A 17,160-nucleotide genomic window follows, 5' to 3' on the forward strand; every position below is an offset into this window, starting at 1 on the left:
TATGTAGACCGACCGACATATTCGTCGGCGGTGATGCGTGAGAAGTCGGCCGGGCCGACTTCTCACGCGGATCCGGTCCGGGCGGGCTTGGGTCTGCGCGTGAATATGTAGACCGGACGTCATATTCGTTCTTCCGGGGCCGGTCGCCGGGCGGCAGGGGATGTGGACGCCCGCGTGAGAAGTCGGCGGGGCCGACTTCTCGTGCATGAGGGGGTGCGCTTCCGGTGCTTGGTGCTTGGTGCGGGCGTGGGGCGCGGGCGTAGGGTCGCGGGTCGGGCCGGGATGGGCGGCGGGGAGTGGACGGGACGGGGGTGGCCGGGTGATTTCGCGGGCGCAGGCGGTGGAGGCGGGGCACCGGTGGGTCAACGGGGATCTGCCGCAGGGGGCCGGGACGGTGCGGCGGGTGTGCACCCACGAGTTCGAGCTCGGCTGGGTGGTGTGGGCGGAGCCCGCCCGGCTGGTGGTCGACCCGCGCACGGGGGAGCGGCGGGCGCCCGAGGAGGTGGGGGCGGCCTGTGCCGTGGTGGACCGGGAGAGCGGACGGTTCACGGTGTGGCCCTCGGTGCCGGTGGACGAAGTGGTCGGGCTGTACCGGGACTTCGTGGGCGCCGGCGGCTACGATCCGACCCTCCCGCCGGCGACCGGCCGGGGTGCCCGGGCCGAGCTGACCTACCGGGACGACACGGGTGAGGAACGGTCGCTGGCCCTGCGCTCCGCGGCGGGCCTGCCGCACCCGGCGTTGCGCGGCTGGTGGTGGCTGCGCGAGCAGGGTGTGGCGGCCGAGGACGTGCTCGCCGTCCGGACCGACCTGCGGATGAGCGCCCTGCCCGGCGGCTACTGGTCGTACGCGCTGACCGCCGAACTGCCCCATGCCCGGATCGACTTCGAGCTCCCGTACGGCCCGCGCTTCGACCACCGGGCCGCCGCCGTACGGGCGCTGCCCGCGTCGCCGGACGGTCCGGTCCGCAACCGGGTGCCCTTCCCCCGCGCACCGGGCGGGGCACACCCGGCGGGCGAGGCGGCCGACGAGTCCGACAGCGCGCTCGCCGCCCGGCTCGCGGAGCGGTTCGGCCCGGCGGGCGTCCAGCGCTTCGAGCCGGCGGACGTCGCCCGCGCCGAACTGCCCGGGGACGCGGCCGCGCTGCTGCTGGCGGTGGGCGTCCCGGTGGCGGTGCCGGGGCTCTTCGCGCTGCACCACCCGGGCACGGAGGCGATCGCCGACGGCACCCGCCAGGGCACCGTCCTGCCCCAGCTCGCTGCGCAGCTGGCCGAGTCCGGGCGCGGCACCCGGGCGGCCGAGCGGGAGCGCCTGGCGCTCGCCGGGCAGTTGGTGCTGGGGACGGACGGCTGGGCGCTGCTGGCCCTCGGCCCGGTGGACGGCGCCGTCCGGGCGGTGGACCCGGACTACGCGACCGTCCGTCACTGCAATGAGAGCCTGCGCGCCTTCGTCCGCTGCCTGGAGGTGTTCGCCGGCTGGTGGCCCGTTCTGCGCGGGCTCGACCCGGTGGCCGCGGGTGGGGCGGTGGACGTCCTGCAACGCGCGCTGGCGGAGGTGGACGGCACGGTGTTCGCGGACCCGGAGAACTGGTGGGCCGTCATCGTGGAGCAGCTGTGGGACGGCCTGTTGTGACGGTCGGCCGTCACAACAGGTCGGCCGTCACCGGTACCGTCGCCCACCCGCACCGTCGGTACCGTCGCCCACCCCGCCGGCACCCTGCCCGCCCGCGCGGCCACTGAGCGCCCGGACGGTCCGGGCGCGGACGACCCGGGACGCCGGATCGCCGTCGGTCCCGCCGCCCGGTCCCGGACCAGCGCGAAGACCGTCACACCCCCTCTCACCAGGGTCCGCATCGCGTAGCGTGGAGAGTTATGCGACTCGGTGTGCTCGACGTAGGTTCCAACACGGTCCACTTCCTCGTGGTGGACGCCCATCCGGGCGCTGCCCCGCTGCCGGCCTACTCGCACAAGGCCGAGCTGCGTCTGGCCGAGCTGCTGGACGCGGACGGCGCGATCAGCGCGGCCGGCGTCGAGCGGCTGGTCGGCCATGTCGCCTCCTCGCTGCGGGTCGCCGAGGACAAGGGCGTCGTCGACATCCTCCCGTTCGCCACCTCCGCCGTGCGCGAGGCGGCGAACGGCGAGGAGGTGCTGCGCCGGGTGGCCGCCGAGACCGGCGTCGAGCTGCGCGTGCTCTCCGGACAGGACGAGGCCCGGCTCACCTTCCTGGCCGTCCGCCGCTGGTTCGGCTGGTCCTCGGGCCGGCTGCTCAACCTGGACATCGGCGGCGGCTCGCTGGAGATCGCCTGCGGCCTGGACGAGCAGCCGGATGTCGCCTGCTCGCTGCCGCTGGGCGCCGGCCGGCTGACCGCCCGCTGGCTGCCGGGCGACGTCGCCGACCCGGAGGTGCTGCGCGAGCTGAGACGACACATCCGGGCCGAGCTGGCCGCCGTGGTCGGCGAGATCAACCGTCTCGGCCCGCCGCGGCACGCGGTCGCCACCTCCAAGACCTTCAAGCAGCTGGCCCGGATGACGGGCGCCGCCCCCGCCGACGCGGGCCCGTACGCCGACCGCCGGCTCACCCGCAGCGGGCTGGCCTCCTGGCTGCCCCGGCTGTCCGCGATGACCGTCGCCGAGCGTGCCCGGATCCCCGGCGTCTCCGAGGGCCGGGCCAAGCAGCTGCTGGCCGGGGCGCTGGTCGCCGACGCCGCGATGGACCTGTTCGGCCTGCAGGAGCTGGACGTCTGTCCGTGGGCGCTGCGCGAGGGCATCATCCTGCGCCGCCTGGACGCCATGGACAGCCCGGCCGACCGCCGCCGCCCGGCGCTCACCCCGTAACCCGGCCGCGCCCGGCGCCCGGGCGCGCCCGAACGCCGGCCGTCGATCGACCGCGGCCGGGTCAACGTGCCGATGGTCACTGCGCCGGTCATCCCGCCCCGTTCGCAGCGTGCTCCGCTTACGCTGTCTCCCGTGGTGCAACCAGCGGGCGAGGACGGAACGCAGGAGGGCCGCACTCCCGGGAGCGGGCAGTCGCGGTCGGACGGTCCGCGCCGCCGGCTCGGCAAGGCGGTCGCGGGCGCCACCGCCGCCCAGGCCGCCAAGCAGGCCGCGAAGGCCGTCAAGGCCGCCCAGCGCACCGCGAAGACGGCAGCGGCGAAGACCGCGAAGCCGACCGCGGCGGGTCCGGCGAAGACGGCGAACACGGCGAACACGGCGGACACGGCGAAGACGGCCATCGCACGGAAGCGCACCGCACAGCAGCACACCGCGCAGCAGCCCGCCACCGGGAGGAGCACCCCGAACAGAGCCGCCGCGAAGCCCGTCCCGAAGGAGACCCGCACCGCCCGGGCCGCCGGCGCCGCCAAGGCCGCCGTCCAGTCCGTCCGCTCGGTCAAGGCCGCCAAGCGCGACGCCGCCCGCCCGCCGCTGCTGCGCACCACCGACCGGCTGGTGCTGCCCCGGCACCCGGCCCTGCACATCCCCGACACCAAGGTGGTGCTGTCCACCGCCTCGGTGTACCCGGCGAGCACCGCCGTGGCCTTCGAGCTGGCCGCCAAGCTCGGCTACGACGGGGTCGAGGTGATGGTCTGGAACGACCCGGTCAGCCAGGACATCGACGCCCTGCGCCGGCTCTCCGACGCCCACCGGCTGCCCATCCTGGCCGTGCACGCGCCGTGCCTGTTGATCACCCAGCGGGTGTGGACCACTGACCCGTGGACCAAGCTGGTCCGGGCCCGGGCGGCGGCCGAGAAGCTGGGCGCGAGCGCGGTGGTCGTCCACCCGCCGTTCCGCTGGCAGCGCCAGTACGCCAAGGAGTTCGTCGAGGGCATCAACCGGATGGCGGGCGAGACGGACGTCCGCTTCGCCGTCGAGAACATGTACCCGTGGCGCTACCGCGACCGCGAGATGCTCGCGTACGCGCCGGGCTGGGACGTCACCGACGAGGACTACCGGCACTTCACGATCGACCTCTCGCACGCCGCCACCTCCCGGATCGACACCTTCGCGATGGTCGAGCGGATGGGCGACCGGCTCGCCCACGTCCACCTGGCCGACGGCAGCGGCTCCGGCAAGGACGAGCACCTGATCCCCGGCCGCGGCAAGCAGCCCTGCGCCGAGCTGCTGGAGCACCTCGCCCGCACCGGTTTCGACGGCCACGTGGTGCTGGAGGTCAACACCCGGCGCTCGGCCTCCCCCGCCGAACGCGAGGCCGATCTGGCCGAGGCCCTCGCTTTTACCCGCTTGCACCTGGCCACCCCCTCGCGCGTACGCTGAGCCGTCCGGCCGGATCGGGCGCGAACCGCCCTGCCGAGGGGGAGAAGTGACGAACGATCAGAACGCAGGCGGGGCCGGCGGCTTCAGTGAGGTCCGCAACTTCCGCGAGTTGGCCGGGAGCTTCGGCGCGGTGGCCGCCGCGTACGACCGCGGCCGCCCCGGCTACCCGGAGGGGCTGTTCGACGAGCTGGAGCGGCTCTGGGGCCGCGGGCTCAAGGGCGCCCGGGTCCTGGACGTCGGCGCCGGCACCGGCATCGCCACCCGTCTGCTGGCCGCCCGCGGCGCGGACGTCGTCGCGGTCGAGCCCTCCGCCGGGATGGCCGCGCAGTTCCAGGCCGTCTCGCCGGACCTGCCGCTGGTCCGCGGCGTCGGCGACGACCTGCCGTTCCACGACGGCTCCGCCGACCTGGTCACCTACGCCCAGGCCTTCCACTGGACGCATCCCGAGAAGTCCGTCCCCGAGGTGCTGCGGGTGCTGCGGCCGGGCGGCGCCGTCGCGGCCTGGTGGAACGTCTTCGACGAGAGCGTCCCGTGGGTGCGCGCCCGGGACGAGCGGTTGTGGGCGGCGCTGTCGGGCCGCTACCACGGCTACCGCCGGATCGCCGAGCTGACGGTGCCCTTCGCCGCCGCCGGGCTGGAGGTCTCCCGTGCCGAGCTGCACTGGCAGCGGCAGGTGCCGGTCGAGCAGGTGGTCGACAACCTCACCTCGCGCTCCTACTTCGCCTCGCTGGACCCCGAGCGGCGCGAACCGCTGCTCGCCGCCGAGCGCGCGGCGCTGCTGGCCGAGTTCCCGGACGGACAGGTGGTCGAGCCGTACGTCCTGGACCTCACCGTGGCCGTCAAGCGGGACTGACCGGGGAGGCCCGCCGCCTGCCCGCATCGCGGACGGAGCGTCCGCCGGCCGGACGGCGGGCGTAGGCTCGGTACCCACAGCGGCCCCCGGACCCTCCCAGCAGCGGGGTGCCCGCGAGAGCCCCGAAGGAGTGGAGCACAGTGCCCGAGCTGAGGTCCCGTACGGTCACCCACGGTCGCAACATGGCAGGCGCCCGGGCGCTTCTCCGGGCGGCCGGCGTAGCCCGCGAGGACTTCGGCAAGCCGATCATCGCGGTCGCCAACTCCTTCACCGAGTTCGTGCCCGGGCACACCCACCTCCAGCCGGTCGGCCGGATCGTCTCCGAGGCGATCAAGCGGGCGGGCGGCATCCCGCGCGAGTTCAACACGATCGCCGTGGACGACGGCATCGCGATGGGCCACGGCGGCATGCTCTACTCGCTGCCCTCGCGGGACCTGATCGCCGACTCGGTCGAGTACATGGTGAACGCGCACTGCGCCGACGCCCTGATCTGCATCTCGAACTGCGACAAGATCACCCCGGGCATGCTGATGGCCGCGCTGCGCCTGAACATCCCGACCGTCTTCGTCTCCGGCGGCCCGATGGAGGCCGGCAAGGCCACCCTGGTCGACGGCACCGTGCGCAAGCTCGACCTGGTCGACGCGATCTCCCAGGCGGTCAACGAGAACGTCTCCGACGAGGACATCGCGATCATCGAGGAGAACGCCTGTCCCACCTGCGGTTCGTGCTCCGGCATGTTCACCGCCAACTCGATGAACTGCCTGACCGAGGCGATCGGCCTCTCGCTGCCGGGCAACGGTTCGGTGCTCGCCACCCACACCGCCCGCCGCGCCCTCTACGAGGACGCCGGCCGGACCGTCGTCGAGATCACCAACCGCCACTACGGCCAGGACGACGCCTCGGTGCTGCCCCGGGCGATCGCCACCCGCGCCGCCTTCGAGAACGCCATGGCCCTGGACATCGCCATGGGCGGCTCGACCAACACCATCCTGCACCTGCTCGCCGCCGCCCAGGAGGCCGAGCTGGACTTCGACCAGCGGGCCATCGACGCGATCTCCCGCAAGGTGCCCTGCCTGTCCAAGGTCGCGCCGAACGGCTCGTACTACATGGAGGACGTGCACCGGGCCGGCGGCATCCCGGCCATCCTCGGCGAGCTGTACCGGGGCGGTCTGCTCAACGAGGACGTCCACACCGTGCACGCCGACTCGCTCGCCGAGTGGCTCAAGACCTGGGACGTGCGCGGCGGTTCGCCCTCCGCGGAGGCCGTCGAGCTGTGGCACGCCGCCCCCGGCTGCGTCCGCTCCGCCGAGGCCTTCTCGCAGTCCGAGCGCTGGGAGTCGCTGGACACCGACGCCGCCAAGGGCTGCATCCGCAGCGTCGAGCACGCCTACTCGGTCGAGGGCGGCCTGGCCGTGCTGTACGGCAACCTCGCCGAGGACGGCTGCATCGTGAAGACCGCCGGCGTGGACGAGTCGATCTGGACCTTCAGCGGCCCGGCCGTCGTGGTCGAGTCCCAGGAGGACGCGGTCGAGGCGATCCTCGCCAAGCGGGTCAAGGAGGGCGACGTCGTCGTCATCCGCTACGAGGGCCCCAAGGGCGGCCCGGGCATGCAGGAGATGCTCTACCCGACCTCCTTCCTCAAGGGCCGGGGTCTGGGCAAGGCCTGCGCGCTGGTCACCGACGGCCGCTTCTCCGGCGGCACCTCGGGCCTGTCCATCGGCCACGCCTCCCCGGAGGCGGCCTCCGGCGGCACCATCGCGCTGGTCGAGGACGGCGACACCATCGCCATCGACATCCCCGGCCGCCGGATCTCCCTGGAGGTCCCGGAGGAGGTCCTGGCGGAGCGCCGCCGGGCCCTGGAGGCCGCGGGCGGCTACCGGCCGAAGAACCGCGACCGGCAGGTCAGCCAGGCCCTGCGCGCCTACGCCGCGATGGCCACCTCCGCCGACAGGGGCGCCGTCCGCGACGTGTCCAAGCTCGGCTGACCCGGCCGGGCCCGCACGGAACGGCACCGGGCCCGCACGGAACGCCGCCGGGCCCGCACGGAACGAGGAGGAGCCGTCCCACCGGCCGGGACGGCTCCTCCGCCGTGTGCGGCGGTCGGGTGATAATCGACGGCGTGAGCGAGCAGCCCCCCACCCCCGCCCCCACTCCCGTCGGCGCCCCCGAGCCGGAGCCGATCCGCTGGTTCGGCACCAGCTGGCTGAACCGGGACAACGGCTACTGGCCGCGCCGGGTCGCCGTGTCGATCGGCGCCCTGGTCGCGGCGGCCGCCGTGGTGCTGCTGCTGCGCTTCGGCATCGAGGGCATCGCCCTCTCCGACAACGGCACGTTCCTCAACGGGCTGCTGACCGCCGCCATCGCGGTCTGCTCGATGATGGCCGTGCGGCGCACCTGGAAGGTGCTCACCGAGGGCAAGGACCAGCTGACCGGCTGGATGGCCGAGGAGAAGTCGCTCGGCGCGGTCTGGCTGATCGGCGGGGCCGGCTCGCTGCTCGCCTACTTCGCCCGCAGCCTGGTCGAGGCCCCCGGCGAGGCGGTCCGGCGGGCCGCCTACGAGCGGGCCGTCGCCCAGTACGAGAAGCGCCAGGCGGGCCGCAGCCGCCGGCCCGACGCCAAGGCGCCGGGCCGGGCCAAGCGCAAGCGCTGACGCCTCCCGATCAGGCCCTAGGTCCGGCTGACGCTGCCGCACTGGTCGGCCGGGGTGATGTCCTTGCTCCGGTCGTACGGGTCGGTGGTCGGGCCGCTCGGTGCCGGGTCGTGGCTGGTGAACTGCTGGAACTGCGGGTGCAGGAAGCCGTCGTAGACGTCGCAGGCACTGTTGCCCGCGTCCCACTGGGTCTTGGCGAACACCAGCTTCTTCGCGTCGACCTTGTAGTGCTTCGGGTCGTAGAAGCGGACGTCGTCGACCTTGCGCACGATGGTGCGGGTCGTCCAGGTGTCGCCGTTGTCGGTGGCGGCGGCCCGGGTGACCAGGCCGACCGGCTTGGCGGTGCCGCCCGGCGCGGTGTCCGGGGTGCGGCGGGACGAGGCCAGCTTCTCCGCGTCCGGGCCCGGCTGCAGCGGGTAGACGAAGGTGAAGTCGGTGTGCACCAGCACGCCGCCGTCACCGTCCTCCTCGAAGCTGATCCGGCCCTGGACCTTGACGGTGGTGCCCACCAGGGCGGCCTCGCGCGGGTCGAAACGGGTGAACCAGCTGGTCGGGTCGGTCTCCTTGGCGGGGTGGTCGAGGGCGGCGACGGCGTTGGCCCGTTCCTGGCGGTCGAGCATCGCCAGGGCGGCGTCCGGACGGGCCCCCGCGATCACCCGGGGGTCGAGGTTGGAGGCCGTCAGGTAGTCCTTGACCGACTGGAGCTGGGCGGCGACCTCGTCGGCCGAGAAGACGCCGACGGCCTTGGCCTCGGGCAGCACGAAGGCCTCCGGGCCGTTCGGCCAGCCCTCGGCGGGGGAGCCCTTCCAGGGGTGGTCCACGGTCGGCTGGTCGTCGGGGGTGGCCGGCGGTGCCGAGGTCGGCCTGGCGGTCTCCGGGGCGACGGTGGGAACCGGGGCGGCGGAGGAGTTGTTCCAGACGTGGTCCGAGAACCATGTGCGCAGCCCGTCGACGTTCAGGACGGAGAGCACCACCGCGACGGTCAGCACCACGAGCACCGGTGCGCGCCAGCCGCGCCGGCGCGGGCGGGGGCTGCCCCACGGGTCGAGCGCGGCGGGCTTCGGCTTGCGCCCGAACCGGCCCTTGGGCGCGGACGGGCCGTCGTTGACCGAGCGGCGGCCGCCCGGGTCGACCGGCGGGGTGTGCTTCCACCGGGCGGACAGCATGCGGGTGCGCCCGCTCTGCTCCTTGACGGTGGCCCCGCGGACGAATTCCTCGTCCAGGACGAGGTCGGCGAACGGGTCCTTCCCGCCCGCCTCGCGGCCCGTCTCGGGGCGCGGTTCCGGATCTTCGGCTGTCGGCATCGCGCCAGTATGCCGACAGGGTGTGACGATCCGTTGATCGGGGGCACACTTCGTGGTGAACGCGTGTGCGTGATCCGTGGGATCGGTGTCGTTTGTCCGGAAACGGGCAGGTCGCGGGTGGCCGTCAGCCCTTGCCGCGGGCCTGCTTGACCGACCCGACCACCCCGGCGATCGCCAGCAGGAGGCCGGCCGGCAGCAGCGAGAGGAAGAAGGCGCCGAACAGGCCCTCGTCGCCGAGGAACAGCTGGGCCAGCGTGTTCAGCGCCAGCAGGCCGCCGGCTGCCGGGAGCGCTGACTGCCACGGGTGCTCGTTCGCCCAGCGGCGCAGTCGCCGGTCGGTGGTGTCGCGCCGCAGTCGGCCGCCGACGGTACCGACCAGGAAGAAGAAGAACAGGCCCCAGCCGGCCGGTGAGGCCAGCATGCTCAGCGACCAGTTCCCGGAGATCGCCTCGATCCCCAGGGCCGTCGCCCCCACCACCGCACCGACCCCCGCGGCGGTCCGCCACGGGCCCACGGTCGCCGAGGCGACGGCGAGTTGCCGGTTCTCACGTCGGGACATTTCGTCGTGTGCCATGACTCCACGGTGCGCTCCCCGGAGCCGGGAGGCCATAGGGGAAACCCCCGAGTTCTCTCCCTAGGGGCAAGGGTCGTTCGGGTCCGTGGCGACCACGGGTCGGACGGTCCCCGCGTGTGCCGGTGGGCGGTGCGAGGATGGCCGCAGTACCGAGGCAAGGAGCGGACGATGGGCAGCAGCGCAGCACACGGACAGAAGATCGCCTTCCTGGGCACCGGCAAGATCGGGGAGGCCCTGCTCTCCGGTCTGCTGCGGGCGGGCAAGGATCCGGCCGATGTCCTGGTGACCGCCCGCCGCCCGGAGCGGGCGGCCGAACTCGCGGCCCGCTACGGCGTGGTGGCCGTCTCCAACGCCGAGGCCGCCAAGCTCGCCGACACCCTGATCCTGGCGGTCAAGCCGCAGGACATGGGCGCCCTGCTGGAGGAGCTGGCCCCGCACGTCGGCGCGGACCGGCTGGTGATCTCGGCCGCGGCCGGCGTCCCCACCGCCTGGTTCGAGGAGCGGCTGGCGGCCGGCACCCCGGTGGTCCGGGTGATGCCCAACACCCCGGTCCTGGTGGACGAGGGGATGAGCGTCATCTCGGCCGGTTCGCACGCGGGGGAGGAGCACCTGGTGCGCGCCGAGGAGATCTTCAGCTCGGTCGGCAAGGCGCTGCGGCTGCCCGAGTCCCAGCAGGACGCGGCCACCGCGCTCTCCGGCTCCGGTCCGGCCTACTTCTACTTCCTGGTCGAGGCGATGACCGACGCCGGCATCCTGCTCGGGCTGCCCCGGCAGGTGGCGCACGACCTGATCGTGCAGTCGGCGATCGGCGCCTCGGTGATGCTGCGCGACTCCGGCGAGCACCCGGTGAAGCTGCGCGAGGCGGTCACCTCCCCGGCCGGCACCACCATCGCGGCGATCCGCGAGCTGGAGAACCACGGGGTGCGGGCCGCGCTGCTCGGCGCCCTGGAGGCGGCGCGGGACCGCTCCCGGGAGTTGGCCTCCGGCGGGAAATGACCGCTGCGCGACCCCTCCCGTAATCGCGGCGCACCCCCTACGCTCTCGCCAACATCGTCCTACCGGTCGGTAGCGAGGTCTGCGAGGTCCGTGTGGAGTCCGCCTGGAGGTCCGCTTGAGTGCCGCACCGTCCGCACGGCCCGTCCCGTCCCCCGCGGCGCCCGGTCTGCGCGTCGGGCGGGCGGCGCTCGCCGTCGGCTTCCTGCTCCAGGGCGTCACCTTCGCCCTGCTGGTCACCTGCATCCCGGAGATCCAGCACCGGTACGGGCTGAGCGACGGGCTGCTGCCGGTCTTCCTGGCCGCGGTGCCGGTCCTGGCCGGGGTCGGGTCGATCGTCTCCGAGCAGTTGGTGAAGCGCACCGGCGCACGGACCGTGCTGCGGGTGGTCCAGCCCGCCGTCTGCCTCAGCCTGGCGGCCGCCGGACTGGGCGGCACGCTGTGGCAACTCGCCCTGGCCCTCGGCGCGTTCGGGCTGCTGGTGGGCGCGCTGGACGCGAGTATGAACATGCTCGGGGTGGGGCTCCAGCACCGCTACGGCCGCTCGATCATGATCGGCTTCCATGCGGCGTTCAGCCTCGGCGGCATCCTCGGCGCGGCCCTGGCGGGCCTCGGCTCGCACTACGACCTCGGGCTGCCGGTGCTGTTCGGCACGGCCGCCGCGGTGATCGCCCCGCTCGCCCTGCTGACCGGCGGCCTGCTCGCCGGCCCGGCCGAACTCGGCGACGCCGTCCGGGAGGCCGCGGAGGCCGCCGCCCGGTCCGTCCCCTGGCGTCCGCTGCTGCCGCTCTGCCTGGCGATGGCCTTCGCGTACATCGCGGACGCCTCGGTCTCCAACTACAGCGTCAAGTACCTCACCGACGGGCTGGGCAGCCGGGAGGACCTCGCCAAGCTCTCCTACCTGGGCTACATGGTCGCGATGCTGGTCGGCCGGGCACTGGGCGACCGCGCGGTGCAGCGCTTCGGCGCCGTCCCGGTGGTCCGTACCGGTGCCGCGCTGGCCGCGCTCGGCTTCGGGCTGGCCGCGGTCGCGCCCGACGCCTGGGCGGGCATCGCCGCCTTCACCGTGCTGGGCTTCGGCATCTGCGCGATCATCCCGCAGGTGTTCGCGGCCGGCGGCCGGCTCCTCCCGGCCGACTCCGACGCCGCGGTGGCCCGGCTCAACCTCTTCAACTACGTGGGGTTCCTGCTGGGTTCGCCGCTGGTCGGGGCGATCGCGGACGCCGCTTCGTACCGCTGGGCGCTGCTCGCCCCGATGCTGCTGGTGCTCGCCGTCCTGCCGCTGGCCGACCGCTTCGCCCCGGAACCCGCCCCGGAGCCCGCCCCGGCCCCCGCCGTCGGGTGACGGCGGGGGCGGTCGACGGGACGTGGGGTCAGCTGATCACGGTCTGGAGCTCGGGCACTCCGTAGGTCCAGCCCTGGTCCTTGGCCGTGCCGTTGCCGACCTGGCCGAACTCGTAGTAGACGTACGGCGCCCAGTTCAGCGTGTACGGCGCGGTGCCCCACGCCGGGGTGTCGGTGATCTTGACGGTGAGCGTGACGCTCTTCGTCGCCCCGGGCGCGATCGGCGCGTTGAAGTGGAAGTTGGCGCTGTTCCCGTTGATCGCGCAGTCGGAGGTGTCACCGGTGCAGCTGAGGACGGTGAACGCTCCGGCCTGCGTGTTGGCCGGCCAGGTCGGCTGGACGGCCTCGTAGGCGAAGTAGATGGGACTGGTCTCACTGTTGGTGAGCGACAGCGTCAGGGTCAGCTGGTCTCCCGCCTTCGCCGTCGACTTGTCGACCGCGAAGGCGGTGCCGCTGACCGCGGCGGAGGCCGGCTGGGCGGCGAAGAAGACGCCAAAACCCAGTATTGCAGCGAGAATTACCCCAAGGCGTTGCACGCTGAATGGCTTCATGGCGGAGAGGATATGGAGTCGCAAAGCGTTTGTCTGCACCGCCTCGACACCCGCCTCCACAGCTGCCCCACAACTTCCGTAGTTTCCTTGCGCACCCCGCGCCCGGCGGCTCCCGCGAGTGCCGCCCCGGCGCGCCCTGACGGCGGTCCGGCCACCGCCACCCGCTACGGTGGAGGCCATGCCCGAAGCCGAGCGTGACACCCCCTGCGGCCTGCACCTCTTCTGGGACGAGGCCGTCACCGCCTACGACTTCGGCCCCGGCCACCCGATGGACCCGACCCGGCTGGCCCTCACCATGCGCCTGGTCGAGGCCCTCGGACTGAGCACCGCACCCGGGGTGACCGTCCGCTCCGCGCCGCCCGCCGGCGAGTCCACCCTCCGGCTGGTGCACACCCGGGAGTACGTCGAGGCGGTCCGGAACGCCGCCGCCCATCCCGAGCGCTCCGACCCGCTGCACGGACTGGGCACCGACGACAACTGGTCCTTCCCGGCGATCCACTCGGCCTCGGCACTGATCGCCGGCCAGTCCGTGGCCGCCGCCGAGGCGGTCTGGCGCGGCGAGACCCCGCACGCCGTCAACTTCAGCGGCGGGCTGCACCACGCGATGCCCGGCAAGGCCTCCGGCTTCTGCGTCTACAACGACCCGGCGCTGGCCATCGGCCGGCTGCTCGAACTCGGCGCCGAGCGGGTCGCCTACGTCGACGTGGACGTCCACCACGGCGACGGCGTCCAGGCGGCCTTCTGGAACGACCCCCGGGTGCTCACCGTCTCGCTGCACGAGCACCCCGCCACGCTCTTCCCGCAGACCGGCTGGTCGATCGAGACCGGCGGCGAGGACGCCCCCGGCTCCGCCGCCAACCTGCCGCTGCCCGCGGGCACCGGCGACGCCGGCTGGCTGCGCGCCTTCCACGCCCTGGTGCCCGAACTGCTCGACGCGTTCCGGCCACAGGTCCTGGTCACCCAGCACGGCGCCGACACCCACCTGGAGGACCCGCTCGCCCACCTCGCCGTCACCGTGGACGCCCAGCGGCTGATCGCCGAGGCGCTGCACGACCTCGCCCACCAGTACGCCGGCGGTCGCTGGGTGGCCACCGGCGGGGGCGGCTACGCCGTGGTGGACGTCGTCCCGCGCACCTGGACCCACCTGGTCGCCACCGCCGCCGCCCGGCCCGTCGACCCGGCCACCGAGACCCCCGAGTCCTGGCGCGCCGAGGTCTACCGCCGCACCCGCCGCCCGGCCCCGCTGCGGATGACCGACGGCGCCCGCCCCGCCTGGCGCGACTTCGACTCGGGTTACGATCCGGCCGACCGGCTCGATCAGGCCATCCTCGCCGCCCGGCGGGCGGTGTTCCCCCAGCACGGACTGCTGGCCTGAACCCGCCGCCCTGGTCAGGCCGTGCGTACGCCGGGCGGTGCCATCGGCCGATCGGCTACGTACTGCAACGGTCCTATCTCTCACCGTACGAGGACTGCACCTCCCCTCTTCCCACTGGTACCACCCATAACTACTCTGGGGATACACGTGTGCCGGTGGAGTCACCGGAGGGGAAGCCGGTGCCTTGCACACGGGTAAGGGTCGGGTGATGGTCATGAGTTCCGTCGAGCGCCCCCTTCAGGAAGTCGTCTTCCTGACCGTGGCGGAGGTCGCCGCGGTCATGCGGGTGTCCAAGATGACGGTGTACCGACTGGTGCACAGCGGAGAGCTGCCGGCCATCCGGGTCGGACGGTCCTTCCGGGTGCCCCAGCAGGCGGTGCACGAGTACCTCAAGGAGTCCTACGTGCGACTTGAGAGCGCGTAGCGGCGGCGCGCGGGTGCGGGGTCCACACCGGTGGGCGCCGCACCCGTTCGCCGGGGATTTCCCCCGAGTTTCCCGGTATCGGGGAGCACGATTACGGCCTTAGCACCGTGGACGGTAGGCTAGGCCCTCACGTCAGTCGTATGGACTCCGTCTCTCACGGACGAGAGTCTCAGTGAGCGAGGGTTGTTCCGTGGGCTCTGTCATCAAGAAGCGTCGCAAGCGTATGGCCAAGAAGAAGCACCGCAAGCTTCTGAAGAGGACCAGGGTCCAGCGTCGTAACAAGAAGTAACGCCTGAGCCTGCGCTTCGGCCCCGCCCTTCGCGGGGGTCACCCGCGCACTCGCGTACAGCGGCGCAGGAAGAACTCATTGGCCCCGCCCCTGCGGGGTTCAGGCGTTCCACCGCCCGCCCAGGCCCCCGCGGCCTGGGCGGGCGGTGTCGTTTCACGGCCCGGCAGGGCGGCGCGGTACGGTGCACGCAGGCCGCTCGGGCCGGGGAACGGGGGCAGCACCGTGGGCGTGGTCGTGCTCGTCACCGGCGTGGCGCGCCATCTCGGTGCCCGCTTCGTCGCCGAGGTCCGCCGTCGGCCGGGCGTGGACCTGGTGGTCGGCGTGGACGTGCAGCCGCCCCGACTGCCGCCCGAGGAGCCGGCCGGTCCGGCCGCCCCGTACCGCTTCCACCAGCTCGACCTGCGCCGCCCGGCGGTCTCCCGGGTGCTCGCCGAGCACCGGGTGGACACCGTGGTGCACCTCAGCGTCAGCGCCACCGGCCTGGGCTCCACCAACCGCTCCGCGGTGAAGGAGTCCAACGTGATCGGCACCATGCAGCTGCTCGGCGCCTGCCAGAAGGCCCCCGGGGTGCGCCGGCTGGTGGTGAAGTCCACCACCGGCGTCTACGGATCCGCGCCCCGCGACCCGGCGGTGTTCAGCGAGCGGATGCAGCCCAAGGACCCGCCCGGCGGCGGCTTCGCCAAGGACGCGGCGGAGGTCGAGGGCTATGTGCGCGGCTTCGCCCGGCGCCGCCCGGACGTCGCGGTGACGGTGCTGCGCTTCGCCAACATCGTCGGCCCGGACGCGGACACCCCGCTCAGCGAGTACTTCGCGCTGCCCGTGCTGCCGACCGTGCTCGGCTACGACCCGCGGCTGCAGTTCGTGCACGAGGACGACGCCGTCGCGGTGCTCTGCCGGGCCGCCGACGAGCCCGCGCCGGGCACCGTCAACACCGGGACCTTCAACGTGGCGGGGGAGGGCGTCCTGCTGCTCTCCCAGTGCGCCCGCCGGCTCGGCCGGCCCACCCTGCCGCTGCTGCTGCCCGCGGTCAGCTGGATGGCCGTGCTGGCCCGGCAGACCCGGCTGGTCGACGTCTCGCCCGAGCAGCTGCGGCTGCTCACCCACGGCCGGGTGGTGGACACCGCGCGGCTGCGCGACACCTTTGGCTACCGCCCGGCGTTCGGCACCCCGGAGGCCTTCGCCGACTTCGCCGCCGCGCAGGGGCCGGGTCTGCTGCCGCCCGAGCGGCTGGCCGCCGTCACCGACCGGCTGACGGCCCTGCTCGGCCCGGAAGGGGCCGCCCCCGCGGGGCCGGCCGCCGGACCGGACGCCGTACCGAACCGCCCCCGCCCACCGAGGAGCTGAACCCGCGATGAGTGCCGCAGCCGAGAACGCGCCGGGCGAGGCCAAGGTCATCCCGATCGAGTCCGCCCCCAGCTGGACCTCGCCCGAGGGGCCGAAACTGGCCGACCGGCTCGCCGAGGCCGTCGGCGGCGTGCTGTCCGGGCCGCTCGGCCCGGCCGCCACCGGGCTGTTCGGCAAGGGCTGGGAGGGCCGTGCCGCCGAGCGGCTGGCTTTCCTGCGCCGCCGGGTGACCGGCGACTACGAGGTGGACGAGTTCGGCTTCGACCGGGAGCTCACCGAGGAGGTGCTGCTCTCGCTGCTGCGCCCGCTGGCCGAGAAGTACTTCCGGATCGACGTCCAGGGCGTGGAGCACATCCCGGCCGAGGGCGGCGCGCTGATCGTCGCCAACCACTCCGGCACGATCCCGCTGGACGCCCTGATGACCCAGGTGGTCATCCACGACCACCACCCCGCCCGGCGGCACCTGCGGATGCTCGCCGCCGACCTGGTCTTCGTGCTGCCCGGCGTCAACGAGCTGGCCCGCAAGGCCGGCCACACGCTGGCCTGCAACGAGGACGCCCAGGCCCTGCTGGAGCGCGGCGAGGTCGTCGGGGTCTGGCCGGAGGGCTTCAAGGGGATCGGCAAGCCGTTCTCCGAGCGCTACAAGCTCCAGCGGTTCGGCCGCGGCGGCTTCGTCGCCTCGGCGCTGCGGGCGCGGGTGCCGATCGTGCCCTGCTCGATCGTCGGGGCCGAGGAGACCTACCCGATGATCGGCAACGTGAAGACCCTGGCCCGGCTGCTGGGCCTGCCGTACGTGCCGGTCACCCCGACCTTCCCGTGGCTGGGCCCGCTCGGGGTGCTGCCGCTGCCGACCAAGTGGACGATCCGCTTCGGCGAGCCGATCGCCACCGACAGCTACCCGGCGGAGGCGGCGGACGACCCGATGCTGGTCTTCGACCTGGCCGACGAGGTGCGCGAGACCATCCAGCACACCCTCTACCAGCTGCTGGTGCAGCGGCGTTCGGTGTTCTTCTGACGGTGCTCTGCCGGCGGTGTTCGGCCGGTGGTGCTCTGCCAGCGGTGCTCGGCCGAGGAGGCCCGGGTCCTTCCGAGGAGCCGGGGCGCCACGGAAGGACCCGGGTACGGCGGGGGGCCCGCGGGTATAGCACACCCCCCGGCCCCCCCCCCCCCCCCCGGACCCCGCCCCGGAG

16 protein-coding genes are annotated in these 17,160 nt (G+C 73.7%); 13 read left to right on the top strand and 3 right to left on the bottom strand.

Annotation, left to right across the window (positions count from 1 at the left end; translation table 11 throughout):
* The first annotated feature begins 403 nt into the window (after positions 1–403).
* From ACWGKU_RS27940 to ACWGKU_RS27965, 6 genes are all read left to right on the top strand, one after another.
* Positions 404–1,630, top strand: coding sequence for an SUKH-4 family immunity protein (locus ACWGKU_RS27940; RefSeq protein WP_401049491.1), 1,227 nt, complete (start codon positions 404–406; stop codon positions 1,628–1,630).
* 239 nt (positions 1,631–1,869) lie between these two features.
* Positions 1,870–2,832 carry a Ppx/GppA phosphatase family protein gene (locus tag ACWGKU_RS27945; RefSeq protein WP_401049489.1) on the top strand — a complete coding sequence of 321 codons (963 nt, stop codon included), beginning with the start codon at positions 1,870–1,872 and terminating at the stop codon, positions 2,830–2,832.
* Between the two features lie 633 nt (positions 2,833–3,465).
* Entirely contained in the window at positions 3,466–4,269 is an 804-nt protein-coding gene (locus ACWGKU_RS27950) for a sugar phosphate isomerase/epimerase family protein (protein ID WP_380542246.1), read from the top strand.
* Positions 4,270–4,315: 46 nt separating this feature from the next.
* Positions 4,316–5,122, top strand: coding sequence for a class I SAM-dependent methyltransferase (locus tag ACWGKU_RS27955; RefSeq protein WP_452179954.1), 807 nt, complete (start codon positions 4,316–4,318; stop codon positions 5,120–5,122).
* 140 nt (positions 5,123–5,262) lie between these two features.
* On the top strand, positions 5,263–7,107 hold the full coding sequence (gene ilvD, locus ACWGKU_RS27960) for a dihydroxy-acid dehydratase (protein ID WP_401049486.1): 1,845 nt from the start codon (positions 5,263–5,265) through the stop codon (positions 7,105–7,107).
* A 134-nt stretch (positions 7,108–7,241) separates the two neighbouring features.
* Positions 7,242–7,772 carry a hypothetical protein gene (locus ACWGKU_RS27965; RefSeq protein WP_359902722.1) on the top strand — a complete coding sequence of 177 codons (531 nt, stop codon included), beginning with the start codon at positions 7,242–7,244 and terminating at the stop codon, positions 7,770–7,772.
* Between the two features lie 17 nt (positions 7,773–7,789).
* Here ACWGKU_RS27965 and ACWGKU_RS27970 read toward each other — a convergent pair whose 3' ends face one another.
* Positions 7,790–9,076, bottom strand: a complete 1,287-nt coding sequence (locus ACWGKU_RS27970) for an SCO2583/SCO2584 N-terminal domain-containing protein (RefSeq protein ID WP_452179956.1) — start codon at positions 9,074–9,076, stop codon at positions 7,790–7,792.
* A 124-nt stretch (positions 9,077–9,200) separates the two neighbouring features.
* Positions 9,201–9,650, bottom strand: coding sequence for a hypothetical protein (locus ACWGKU_RS27975; RefSeq protein ID WP_380542175.1), 450 nt, complete (start codon positions 9,648–9,650; stop codon positions 9,201–9,203).
* Positions 9,651–9,818: 168 nt separating this feature from the next.
* Here ACWGKU_RS27975 and proC point away from each other — a divergent pair, with 168 nt between their 5' ends.
* Both proC and ACWGKU_RS27985 read left to right on the top strand, forming a co-directional pair.
* Entirely contained in the window at positions 9,819–10,646 is an 828-nt protein-coding gene (proC, locus tag ACWGKU_RS27980; RefSeq protein WP_359902730.1) for a pyrroline-5-carboxylate reductase, read from the top strand.
* Positions 10,647–10,761: 115 nt separating this feature from the next.
* A complete protein-coding gene (locus tag ACWGKU_RS27985) occupies positions 10,762–11,988 on the top strand; it encodes an MFS transporter (protein ID WP_452179957.1) in 1,227 nt (408 codons plus the stop codon).
* A 28-nt stretch (positions 11,989–12,016) separates the two neighbouring features.
* Here the strand turns inward: ACWGKU_RS27985 and ACWGKU_RS27990 are convergent, their stop codons facing one another.
* Positions 12,017–12,538, bottom strand: coding sequence for a hypothetical protein (locus ACWGKU_RS27990; RefSeq protein ID WP_452179958.1), 522 nt, complete (start codon positions 12,536–12,538; stop codon positions 12,017–12,019).
* Between the two features lie 178 nt (positions 12,539–12,716).
* Between ACWGKU_RS27990 and ACWGKU_RS27995 the strand changes: the two genes are divergently transcribed.
* The 5 genes from ACWGKU_RS27995 to ACWGKU_RS28015 all read left to right on the top strand — a co-directional run bounded on the left by ACWGKU_RS27995 (position 12,717) and on the right by ACWGKU_RS28015 (position 16,985).
* A complete protein-coding gene (locus tag ACWGKU_RS27995; RefSeq protein WP_452179959.1) occupies positions 12,717–13,913 on the top strand; it encodes an acetoin utilization protein AcuC in 1,197 nt (398 codons plus the stop codon).
* 214 nt (positions 13,914–14,127) lie between these two features.
* Entirely contained in the window at positions 14,128–14,337 is a 210-nt protein-coding gene (locus ACWGKU_RS28000) for a helix-turn-helix domain-containing protein (protein WP_045699258.1), read from the top strand.
* Positions 14,338–14,527: 190 nt separating this feature from the next.
* Positions 14,528–14,626: a 30S ribosomal protein bS22 gene (locus ACWGKU_RS28005; RefSeq protein ID WP_003948845.1), complete on the top strand. Its 99-nt coding sequence runs from the start codon at positions 14,528–14,530 to the stop codon at positions 14,624–14,626.
* A gap of 222 nt (positions 14,627–14,848) precedes the next feature.
* Positions 14,849–15,970, top strand: a complete 1,122-nt coding sequence (locus ACWGKU_RS28010; RefSeq protein WP_401053764.1) for an NAD-dependent epimerase/dehydratase family protein — start codon at positions 14,849–14,851, stop codon at positions 15,968–15,970.
* A 7-nt stretch (positions 15,971–15,977) separates the two neighbouring features.
* Complete coding sequence (locus ACWGKU_RS28015) at positions 15,978–16,985, top strand: lysophospholipid acyltransferase family protein (RefSeq protein ID WP_401053762.1); 1,008 nt, start codon at positions 15,978–15,980, stop codon at positions 16,983–16,985.
* The last annotated feature ends 175 nt before the right edge of the window (positions 16,986–17,160 follow it).

The sequence above is a fragment of the Kitasatospora sp. NPDC054768 genome (assembly GCF_053612025.1).